The sequence below is a fragment of the Algoriphagus sp. NBT04N3 genome (assembly GCF_019443765.1).
GTDB classification, from domain to species: Bacteria; Bacteroidota; Bacteroidia; order Cytophagales; family Cyclobacteriaceae; genus Algoriphagus; species Algoriphagus ornithinivorans.
Genome location: NZ_CP048415.1, coordinates 4,418,995 through 4,429,885 on the forward strand (window position 1 = coordinate 4,418,995; position 10,891 = coordinate 4,429,885).

At 40.9% G+C, this 10,891-nt stretch carries 8 protein-coding genes; 2 read left to right on the top strand and 6 right to left on the bottom strand.

Annotated features, from left to right (window positions below):
- Together eboE and GYM62_RS19275 are read left to right on the top strand one after the other, a co-directional pair.
- A complete protein-coding gene (gene eboE / locus GYM62_RS19270; protein WP_144607440.1) occupies nt 1-1,206 on the top strand; it encodes a metabolite traffic protein EboE in 1,206 nt (401 codons plus the stop codon).
- On the top strand, nt 1,206-2,576 hold the full coding sequence (locus tag GYM62_RS19275; RefSeq protein WP_144607514.1) for an alkaline phosphatase family protein: 1,371 nt from the start codon (nt 1,206-1,208) through the stop codon (nt 2,574-2,576). The genes eboE and GYM62_RS19275 overlap by 1 nt, the downstream gene beginning before the upstream one ends.
- On the opposite strand, the gene GYM62_RS19280 is transcribed toward GYM62_RS19275, so the two are convergent.
- The 6 genes from GYM62_RS19280 to GYM62_RS19305 form a co-directional block, all read right to left on the bottom strand.
- The gene (locus GYM62_RS19280; protein ID WP_144607439.1) at nt 2,573-3,157 is read right to left on the bottom strand and encodes an HD domain-containing protein; all 585 of its coding nucleotides are present in this window, start codon (nt 3,155-3,157) and stop codon (nt 2,573-2,575) included. The two genes, GYM62_RS19275 and GYM62_RS19280, sit on opposite strands and share 4 nt — an antisense overlap.
- Nucleotides 3,154-4,050: a YitT family protein gene (locus GYM62_RS19285; RefSeq protein ID WP_091651556.1), complete on the bottom strand. Its 897-nt coding sequence runs from the start codon at nt 4,048-4,050 to the stop codon at nt 3,154-3,156. Before GYM62_RS19285 ends, GYM62_RS19280 begins: the two co-directional genes overlap by 4 nt.
- A gap of 214 nt (nt 4,051-4,264) precedes the next feature.
- The gene (locus GYM62_RS19290; protein ID WP_219957607.1) at nt 4,265-7,885 is read right to left on the bottom strand and encodes an amidohydrolase family protein; all 3,621 of its coding nucleotides are present in this window, start codon (nt 7,883-7,885) and stop codon (nt 4,265-4,267) included.
- A gap of 74 nt (nt 7,886-7,959) precedes the next feature.
- Nucleotides 7,960-9,009, bottom strand: coding sequence for an adenylate/guanylate cyclase domain-containing protein (locus tag GYM62_RS19295; protein ID WP_144607437.1), 1,050 nt, complete (start codon nt 9,007-9,009; stop codon nt 7,960-7,962).
- Between the two features lie 6 nt (nt 9,010-9,015).
- Nucleotides 9,016-9,405, bottom strand: a complete 390-nt coding sequence (locus GYM62_RS19300) for a response regulator (RefSeq protein WP_144607436.1) — start codon at nt 9,403-9,405, stop codon at nt 9,016-9,018.
- Between the two features lie 112 nt (nt 9,406-9,517).
- Complete coding sequence (locus tag GYM62_RS19305; protein WP_144607435.1) at nt 9,518-10,879, bottom strand: sensor histidine kinase; 1,362 nt, start codon at nt 10,877-10,879, stop codon at nt 9,518-9,520.
- Nucleotides 10,880-10,891 lie beyond the last annotated feature (12 nt).

The following is a 10,891-nucleotide window of genomic DNA, read 5'->3' on the forward strand; positions in this document are numbered from 1 at the left end:
ATGCATATTTCAGATTTTCACTTAAGCTATTGTAGTAATATCCACCCGGGAGAAAGCTGGGGGGCTACTTTTCAAAATTTACAGCGATATATCCCGGAAATCAGGAGTAATCTCAATTTTCAGCAATCCTTTGGAATAGGCCTGAGATTATCTCATGAAGCAAGTTTGGAGCTCCAAAAGCCGTCAATTATAGCAGAATTCAAAGCTTGGTTAGAATCCGAAAATGCCTATGTCTTCACCTTAAATGGTTTCCCGTATGGAGATTTTCACCGAACTACAGTAAAAGATCAAGTGCACTTCCCGGATTGGACTACTGAAGAGAGAAGGGATTATACGATTAGATCCTTCAGAATATTGGCGGGATTAATTCCTGAAGGATTGGACGGAGGAATTTCTACTTCTCCCATATCTTATAGGCACTGGTTCCAATCTGAATCAGATCTAAATGCTGCCATGGTCAAAGCTAGCCATTATTTATTGCAGGTAGTGGAGGAGTTGGCTTTGATTGAAAGAGAAACTGGCAAATTTTTGCATTTGGATATTGAGCCTGAACCGGACGGTATTTTGGAAAATTCAGGTGAGATGATCTGGCTTTTTCAGGAATATTTACTCCCAATTGCAAAGGAAACTTGGGCTAAATCCAGGCATCTCAATGAAGCTGAAGCAGAAAAATTGATCAGGCGACATATTCAGGTTTGTTATGACGTTTGCCATTTTGCGATTGTTTATGAAAAGCCTTCTGAGACTTTTGCCAAGTTTGCCAGCGCAGGAATCCAGATCGGGAAAATCCAAATATCTGCTGCCCTGAAACTCCTTTTGGGGGATGATAAAAAATTGATTAAGCAAAAACTAGAGCCTTTTGTGGAGTCAACTTATCTCCATCAGGTTGTGGGAAGGTATCCAACTGGTAAGTTGGTTTCTTATCCGGATTTGCCGGATGCCTTAGCCAAAATCGAATCAGCCAACGAAGAGGAATGGAGGATTCATTTTCATGTCCCATTATTTATAGAAAGCTATGGGGACTTACTTTCTACTCAAAGCAGTATTGTTGAGGTTTTGAATGAATTGGCCTTGAATCCAGGATTAACTAACCATTTGGAGGTGGAAACCTATACTTGGGAAGTTTTACCTGAAAAAATGAGGCTAGATATGGGAGAATCTATTTCCAGAGAGTTAGATTGGGTAATTCAAAACATGAAAAAATGATGAGAAAAACGGTAGTGCTGGATATTGTTGCGCTTTCTTCCCGAGTGGTTGGCGAGCACACGCCTTTTCTCAAATCATGGATTGAAGGCAAGAAAAAAGCTATTATTGAACCTGTTCTTCCAGCAGTAACATGCTCTGCACAGTCTGTCTATCTCACTGGAAAATATCCTTCCGAACATGGAATAGTCGGAAATGGCTGGTATTTCTATGATGAGTGTGAGATTAAATTTTGGAGACAATCCAACAGGCTGGTTAGATCACCCAAAATCTGGGATCATTTAAAAGCTGAAAACCCAGAATTCACTTGTGCTAATCTTTTTTGGTGGTACAATATGTATTCCAGCGTGGATTATGCAGTTACTCCGCGTCCTTTGTATCCGGCTGATGGAAGAAAGCTTCCAGACTGTCATTCTCAGCCTATGGAACTCAGAGATAGATTGCAAAAGGAGCTTGGGCAATTTCCTTTATTCTCTTTTTGGGGTCCCAATACCAATATTTCGGCAACTCAATGGATAGCTGATGCCGCAAAAAAAGTCGATGAGTGGTACAATCCTACGCTCAACCTGATTTACCTACCACATCTAGATTATGGCTTGCAAAGACATGGAATAGATTTCGAAAAAATCGGAAAAGACTTGCAGGAAATTGATCAAGTGGCTGAAGACTTGATTACTTATTTTGAAAAACAGGGGGCTGAAGTATTACTGCTTTCTGAGTATGGGATCACCAATGTGAACCAACCAATCCACATTAATAGGATTTTGAGGTCTGCAGGATGGATTCAGGTAAAAGATGAGTTGGGTCTGGAAACTGTAGATGCTGGCACCTCGCAGGCTTTTGCTGTGGCAGACCATCAGGTGGCCCATGTACATATTCAAAATGAGGCCATTTTCGAGGAGGTGAAAAGTTTACTCAGAAGTACTCCTGGAATAGAAAAGGTACTGGATAAAAATGATCAAGTGGAATATGGGCTAGATCACAAAAGATCAGGGGATCTGGTGGTGGTAGCTGATAAAAACTCTTGGTTTACATATTATTTCTGGATGGATGATGCCAAGGCGCCAGATTATGCGCGCTGTGTAGATATTCATCGAAAGCCAGGATATGATCCTGTGGAGTTATTTTTAGATCCGAAAATCAAAGTTCCTTTACTGAAAGTGGGTTCAAAAGTCCTGAAGAAAAAACTAGGCTTTAGATACTTAATGGATGTGATCCCTTTGGATGCTGGCTTGGTAAAAGGAGCTCATGGAAGAATTCCAGAGGAGGATATTGATAAGCCCTTTATAGTGGGGGGAAAAGGGCTGATTTCTCATCAAAAAATTGAAGCTGGTGATGTATATGATTTAATATATCATGCTGTAAAAGGTTAGACTAGGTTCAGTTTTTCTTTTACTGAATCGATATTATCCTGTTTTTTAGGTTCCCTGAATTTTTTGCAGTAATCAGTGTGATATTCATGTTTTTCTAAAAATGTCAGTTGAAGCTCGTTCCAAGCTTGCTCAGAAAAACTTGGATTGAAATGCTTTAATTCATCAAAAAGCTTATTCCCTTGTCTTTCAAATTCATTGGTTCCCAGATATTCCAAATCTGCATCGGCAATAATTTTTTCCAGTTGATTGGTTGGAGATTGAGGGATTTTGGTAGCCATAATCATTCCGCAGATTTTGGATAGATCTGACTCGGAAATATCTTCAGAAAGGTAGTTTCTTGCGATTCCGCAACCTATTTCCTCATGGTTTTTTGGATTTTCTATAAAGCCTGTATCATGAAACAAGGCAGCAAGCCTCAATAAGAAGAGCTCTTTTTCTGATACATCTTCGATCCTGGCCAAAAAGATAGCTTTATCCATCACATACTCTGTGTGGGCCAGATTATGATAGGTCAGGTAGGAAGGCAATTGCTCCAATATATTCCTGTAAACTTTCCGTTTTATTTGCTCAAAGTCTATCATACATGCTTTTTTCCTACTTTTTTAATGACTCCGCCTTTTACTTCTTTGATAGTTTGGACATAGAAAAAGGCCTTAGGATCGATTTCCTGAATAGCTAATTTGATTCTATGTACTTCCAGACGGGTTACTACGGTCATAATAATATCGCAAGGGTGCTTAATATGAAAGGTTTCAGGGAGATAGCCCCTTTCCCCTTTATATACCGAAATTGCTTTTTTAAAGTCTTTGACTATCAATTCTTTGACCAATTCGTGTTCTTTAGAAATAATTGTCAAAGCGGTGTACTCCTCGAAGCCTTCTACAATGTAGTCAGTAGTCTTTATTGCGGTAAAATAGGTCAGTATAGAATACATTGCAGGTTCTATGCCAAAAACATACGCAGCGGAGAGCATAATCAGACTATTGAGAAAAACAGTTATCTCACTGGCAGTCAGGGCAGAGTTTTTATGGAAGTACTCTGTGATGACTTCAAAGCCATCAATTAAGCCTCCGCCTCGAATAATTAGCCCTATTCCTGTACCCATCAAAAAACCTCCGAAAACAGCTATCAGTACCTTGTCTTCTGTTACGGTAGGTATTTCCATGAAATGTAAAACCAGAACCAAAAGAAAGACCGAAAAGCCTGACTGAATGGCGAATGTCTTTCCTATCATCTTCCAGGCCATGTATAAGAAAGGAAGGTTGATAACTACCAAAAGCAGGTTTAAATTGATTCCAAACCCCAAATTGACCAAGATGGCTATACCGGTTACTCCTCCATCCAAAAATTTATTGGGAAGCATGAAAGCCTCTAATGCAATCGCTGCAAGAGCTACACCACAAATTGAGTACACTAAAGAGTGGGGGGAGAAAATAGTTTTCCAATCAATCGATTTGGCTGACGATTCTTTCATTCTGGTAGCATAGGGTAAAAAATCATTTTTTGCAGCTAAGCGCTAGCTTTTAGTTTATAGTAAGGGTTCTGAATCCTAATTTAAGGAAATAAAAATTTAGTAGTTTGCCAAGAACAAAGAGTAATTATTTCACTTTTGGCTCAAAAAAATTAGACTTTCCTTAAAAAAAGGAACAGCCAAGACAATTCTTGGCTGTTTCCTCCTCAAATTCTGCTTAATTTTTCAAACTGGTGGTCACTTTTGGAGCCTCCTTGGTCCAAGAGCTTACATCCAATTTTCGTGGATTGGGATAAACTTCATCCAAGGTGTTACCATCATACAATCTGCCATCTTTAACCACATGTGTGATGGTATTGGTATTCCTGATATTTTCCAAAGGATTGGATTCCATGATTACCAAATCCGCCAATTTTCCAGTCTCGATACTTCCCAGGTCTTTGTCTAAACCTAAAGCTTCAGCTCCCAGAATAGTGGCAGTTTTCAAAGCATCCATGCTGCTCATTCCTCCGCTGGCCACTGACCATAGCTCCCAATGATAGCCCAAGCCTTGTAGCTGACCGTGAGATCCTACACCTGCCAGTCCTCCGCGCTTTACCAACTCGTTGATTCCTTCGGCATGTTTTTCGAAGACATGGTCTTCCGGAGCAAACCAACCACCCAGTCCGCCAACTCTTCTTCTGGCCTTGGAATTCAGCTCATTATATGGAGTGAATCTGTTCAGTTTAGGGTCATGCAGTGGACTTTCTGTGGTGTAATAATAATTTTCAGCCCAAGGTCCGCCATAAGCTACCAAAAGGGTAGGAGTTACCGCCATTTTACTTTCAGCAATAGTCTGTATCACATCTGAGTAAAGTGGGTATACAGGGATAGAGTGTTCATGTCCTGGATATCCGTCGAATAATTGGGTCATATTCAGTTTGTAGTCCAAGCCGCCCTCCGTAGTAGGCATTAGCTTTTGATCTTTAGCTGCCATGATTACCCACTGTCTGTGCTGTCTATTTCCAACCAAATACATTTTGATGTACTGGGTATTATAATACTTGCTGTATTGCTTCAGTACATTTTTGGTTTGATCCAGAGATTTTAGATTATACATCCAGAATCCTACTCCAGGACCTGTAGAATAAACCCGAGGACCTGGAATCATTCCTGCTTCCACCATGTCACCATAAGTCAATACGTCAGTCGTAGCCGTCTGCGGATCTCTGGTTGTGGTCACGCCATAAGCTAGATTAGCGGCATAGATCCAAACGGTATTTTTGTGAAGATTCCAGGTTGGCCACATGTGAGCATGGGTGTCAATAAAGCCCGGAGTGATGGTCTTACCTGTTGCATCTATGACTTTCGCATTCCCCGCGTTGAGGGTTCCTGTTTTTCCGACTGCCTTGATTCGATTGTTTTCAATCAGGATATCTCCATTTTCGATGACTTCTTCATCTTTCATGGTGATGATTCTTGCATTTTGAAGAAGAATTGTTCCTTTAGGAGTATCCTTTGCGAAGTATACTTTTACCTGATGCTCAGCAGGCTTATATTCTTCTTTTTCTTTGAGCTTAGCCTTGTGGATGCTATCTGCTTTGGCCAATTCTTTGTCTGCTTTGAATAAGGAGTCTATCCTTTTCTTTTCAGCTTTCGCCAGAGAATCTGCTAACTTAACCGCATCTTCTCCTTTAGCTTTCAAGGTAGCCACACTGTCAGCATCAGCTAGTTTCTTTAGCTTTTTGGCTGTTTTTACAGAGTCTTCAATAAACTCTGCCCGAGTTATGTCATATACCCAATGTCCGTTTCCTAAAGACCAATGCACTTTTTTCCCATTGGCTTCCCAAGCTGGCCATTCTCCACCGATCTCGGTAAGTTGACGTGCAGGGAAATTGGCTGATTCAGGACTTCCCACGTTGATGGTTGGAGTTTTCCCAGCCTTTGGTATTGTTACCACATATACATTGTTGTTGATTTGAGCCAGTGCCAAATCACCTTCCGGAGCCATCAAAATCGTACTGGCGCTGGATGGTTGCATTTGAGGCTCTCGGGCGCTACTTCCCTCAGGGAGCATGCAATAATTAACTGCATCGGCGGTGCCGTAAGGCTTACCCATAATGTATTTTACAGAAGAGAAATCCTCATTATGCTCATGTCCCTCATGATCTCCTGCTGCTGTTCCAAAAGGAGTAATACCAGATATTTTAGCATAGGTTTTTTCATCCGTTCCATCCCACTTCACACTCATCAGCGTGCCTCCAGGTCCATTTAGGAAAATACGGGTAGTATCTTTTGTAAAATGTGCATTTCCGATATTTCGGGCATCCATGATTTTTCTGAATGCACCTCCAGAAGCCGGCATCCATGCTAAAATAGATTCAGCTCCGGAAACTCCCGGTCCTTCTGCTTCCTCCATGAGACGCTTATCGCCTTTGAATACCACAATTTTATTATTAGGTCCCCAAACTGGTCCCATGTAAAGAGCACTTTCTGTAGTAAGCTTTGTTATTGCTCCATTTCTTCCGAAACTAGCTTTATAAAGATGTCCACCTGCCTTTTCATCCCAAGTGGTAAATACCAACTGGCTTCCATCTGGAGACCATGAAGGCATGGCTTCGGTAAATTCATTTTTCGTAACCCTTTTAGGTTCGCCATTCGGGTAGTCCATCACATACAGTCTATTGAGTGCCGTGAAGGCCAGTTTTTTGCCATCCGGTGAAGGAACAGCATCTCTGATTTGTGTAGCCAGTTTAGCGGTGGTGTCTTTGATTTCATAATTGAAATAGAGCCTTGGACCCATTGCCAGTTTCACATCTGCTTCGAATGGGATCTCTACAGCCGGACTGCCATCTACAGCCAATTTCCATATTTTCCCTCCATAGGAAGCGATGATAAATTTGCTATCCGGAGTGAACGCCATAGCAGGCAATACTCCCTGAGGCGCGATGGACTCCGGCTCATCCCGCTGCACAGGATAGGCTAACCATTTTTCATCTCCTGTATTGAGGTCTCTAAGGACCAAACCGGTTTTATCTTGCCACCTGGATCCATAAACCATCCACTTTCCATCTTTGGATAAGGTAGGAGTGAAGGCCGAACCATAACGGCTGGTGATATTTGTGATTTTTCCTTCCTCAAAATCATAATGTCCAACCTGATATTGTGGAAGCATGGCATTGTAATTCCAAGCGCCTGTTCTATGCGAGAAATAGACTTTTTTTCCATCTGGGCTTACCACTGGGTCGATGGTTTTCATCGAGGAAGGGTTTTCATTGAGTTGAATTCCTCCGCCTCCATCTATATGGTACATCCATAGCTTCGGAATACGACGGCCTTTACTCACGATGATATATTTACCATCCGGTGTCCAAGCAGCTCCAGGTACATCTCCATTTTTATCTTTGGTTACCTGAACCGTGTCCTTCTTGACCATATCGATATACCAGAGATTATCATTTCCGGCTCGGTCAGAAGTGAATAAGATTTTTTCTCCATCAGGAGAGAATCGGGGATGAGTCTCATAGGCAATTCCTGTAGTAATCGGGCTTGCCTTTCCACCTTCAATTGGGATCGTGTATATGTCTCCCATCAGGTCAAAAGCGATTGTTTTGCCATCAGGACTGACATCCAAACTCATCCAGGTTCCTTCTTTCGCAGTAAATTTTACTTCCCGCTCAGGCTTGAGGGGCAGGTCCTTGAATTTTGGATAATCTAGGGAGTCTTTTTGGGTACTGTCTTGAGAAATGGTGTGATTCACCAGTGATTTTGGGTTTTCCCTGCCACCAGGAACCATAGCTGCCATAGACATGGTAGCTCCTAATGCCACCAATAGTGCAGGTTGGGTAAGTTTTTTCATTTGATTATAAATTGGACAAAGACTAAATTCTGTAGGGATTGATTAAGATTTATGTTGAGATTAAGCAGGTGAGACTAATTGTTTATATGGTCAACCTGCAAAACCTTGACAGGATGAGCTTTATTTTTAAGTTTCATTTCCCCAATGGTAGAAAAAGTAAAGCTATCTTTAATTTGATCGACACATTTTTCCAAGACTAAAATTTGGCCCGGATTAGCCGCAGTCTGTAATCTGGCGGCTACGTTCACCGTATCTCCAATGACTGTATAATCTAATCTTTTCAAAGAACGGGAACCTATATTTCCTGAGACCATCTCACCCGAGTTAATTCCGATGGATACTTCAGGTTTGAAATTTGTCTCTTCTGAAAAAACCGGGATTTGAGCCATTTTTTCCCGGATGGAAAGTGCAACCTTGATGGCTCTTTCGAAGTGATTCTCCCCCTGAAAAACTGCCATAATTGCATCACCGATAAACTTGTCCACACTTCCTTTCTCCTCGATAATCTCTTTGACCATTAGGTCAAAATATTCGTTGAGTAGTCCCACAACCACGTTGGGCTCTTCGTTTTCAGAGATTTTTGTAAATGCTACCAAGTCAATAAAAGCCACTGATGCATCGATGGTCTCATTTTCCATCAAGCTTGATTCCAGCTCCTTATTACCCATAAAGTTCAACACCGTTTCATCCACATACATTTTGAGAATGTTGTTTTCACGGAGGGCTTTAAGGGTGGATTTGATTTGGTTTCTGTACTGAATAGTCTTATCAAGAGTGATTTCCAAATCACGGAAATCTACGGGTTTGGTAATGAAGTCAAAAGCCCCCAAATTCATGGCTGTCCGGATATTTTCCATGTCTCCATAAGCCGAGATAATGACGGTTTTAAGCAGTGAGTTTTTTTCTTTGACTTTGGAAAGCAGGGTCAGACCGTCCATCTCAGGCATATTGATATCGCTCAGGATCAAATCAATATCCGGATTTTCTTCAATGATTTCCAAGGCTATTCTGCCGTTGAGTGCAAACTGAAAATCGAACTCACCTTCACGGATTCTTTTCCGGAATTTCTGTTTGATCAGAATTTCCAAATCCGCTTCATCATCTACTACCAAAATCTTGACCATGGGTTCTTAGTTTTTTTCTGACATCAAAGCTCCAATTTCTTTCTTAAGGGAATCAAAATCAATGGGTTTGGTAAAAAACTCCTTTGCACCTGAACTCATGGCTTTTTCATAATTTTGACTGTCCCCGTAAGCAGAAATCATACTGACATTGATCTGGGGAAATCTATTTTTGATTTTTTCCAAAAGCTCCAATCCGCTCATACCAGGCATATTGATATCTGAAAAAACATAAACTACCTGAGGGGGATGCTCGCTGTCTAAAACTGTCAAAGCTTCATCACCTGAAAAAGCAAAGCAAAGCTCTAAGCTTCCACTTTTGATCTCTTTTCTGAACTTTTGACGAAATAGCATTTCCACATCTTTTTCATCATCAACTATTAAAATTTTGCTTTTCATCTGATTATGGATTGATTGTTAGGGTTGTGACTTAGGGTCTGGAATTCTTGAAAATTGCAATTGGCTTTTCCAGAAAAACATTCGGCCCTAGACATTTTGATCTTTCCTGTTTTCATGATTTCGGTAATTTGATTGTGAAAACAGTGTATTCACCAGGTTTACTGTCTACTACTATTTCACCTCCATGTCCTTTGGTGACTATGTCATAGCTCATAGAAAGCCCTAAACCTGTACCTTTTCCAGTTGGCTTTGTAGTAAAAAAAGGCTGGAAAATTTTCTCTTTAATTTCAGCTGGGATACCTTTTCCATTATCTGAGATTTGGATTTCAACACCTGTACTGATCTTCTTGGTGTTGACGGTGACGGTAGGCATAAAGTCTTTCTCACCTTTGGCATTCAATTCTTTTTTCTTTTCGTCAGCAGCATAAAAGGCATTGTTGATCAGGTTGAGAAATACTCTGCCCAAATCTCCGGGAACTACCTGAAGGATTCCGGCTTTAGGGTCTAGATTTAATTTAAAATCAGCCGTGAAACTTTTATCCCTTGCCCTTAATCCATGATAGGAAAGCCTTAAATATTCATCTGCTAATGCATTGATATCTGTGGGTTCTTTTTGACCGGTATTGCTTCTGCTATGTTGTAGCATTCCTTTCACGATGGAATCAGCCCTTTTGCCATGGTGATGGATTTTGTTAAGGTTTTGGATCACATCTTCCAAAATTTCCATAGCATCTTCAGTTTTCCCGGCTTGCAATTCCTCTTTGAGTTCGGTCAACAACTCTGTGCTGACATCTGAAAAGTTATTGACAAAGTTGAGCGGGTTTTGAATCTCATGAGCAATCCCTGCCGTCAATTCTCCTAAGGAGGCCATCTTCTCTGCATGGATCAATTGGTTTTGTGCTGCTCTTAGCTCAGATAAGGTATTTTCCAATTCATTTTTTTGCTCAGTCAGCTCCTTGGTTCTTTGTTCAACTTGTCTCTCTAATTGATTTTTGAGACTTTCAGTTATTTTAAATTCTTTCTCTCTTGCTAGAGCCTTTAGCTTTTCCTGTTCCAGGGCTTTTCTTTGTTTGGAATTATTAATCCACATGGCAATAGCCCAGATAAAGGCAAAAAATTCAGCTACTCCAAAATAATTTTCCCATTCGGTATAAAATGATTTATTGATGAGTTCAATGGATTCTCCCAGCACATTAACTGCCATGATAGGAAGCCAGGCGTATATCATTCCTTTGCGATGGTGAAGCTCAGGGTTCTTAAGTGTCACCACGACAATAATAGCTGCCAGAACAAAAGATAAAATAGTGGCAAGCCCACTGATTAAGGGGATCTTAACGGCAGCAATTCCAATAATAGCTGCTGCTGCGACCATTCCACCGTTGAAAATTCGTTTCCATTCTGCAGATACCGTGATCAAGCCCATGGGTTGCTTGAGATAGTATAACAAAATCAAAGAAATTATTCCTAAAACCATAGTAGGCTAGTT

Coding starts and splice junctions, on each gene's coding strand:
- eboE (WP_144607440.1), top strand. CDS start 1: ATGCATATTTCAGATTTTCACTTAAGCTATTGTAGTAATATCCACCCG.
- GYM62_RS19300 (WP_144607436.1), bottom strand. CDS start 9,405: ATGAAAAGCAAAATTTTAATAGTTGATGATGAAAAAGATGTGGAAATG.
- GYM62_RS19275 (WP_144607514.1), top strand. CDS start 1,206: ATGAGAAAAACGGTAGTGCTGGATATTGTTGCGCTTTCTTCCCGAGTG.
- GYM62_RS19295 (WP_144607437.1), bottom strand. CDS start 9,009: ATGGTCAAGATTTTGGTAGTAGATGATGAAGCGGATTTGGAAATTCTG.
- GYM62_RS19290 (WP_219957607.1), bottom strand. CDS start 7,885: ATGAAAAAACTTACCCAACCTGCACTATTGGTGGCATTAGGAGCTACC.
- GYM62_RS19285 (WP_091651556.1), bottom strand. CDS start 4,050: ATGAAAGAATCGTCAGCCAAATCGATTGATTGGAAAACTATTTTCTCC.
- GYM62_RS19280 (WP_144607439.1), bottom strand. CDS start 3,157: ATGATAGACTTTGAGCAAATAAAACGGAAAGTTTACAGGAATATATTG.
- GYM62_RS19305 (WP_144607435.1), bottom strand. CDS start 10,879: ATGGTTTTAGGAATAATTTCTTTGATTTTGTTATACTATCTCAAGCAA.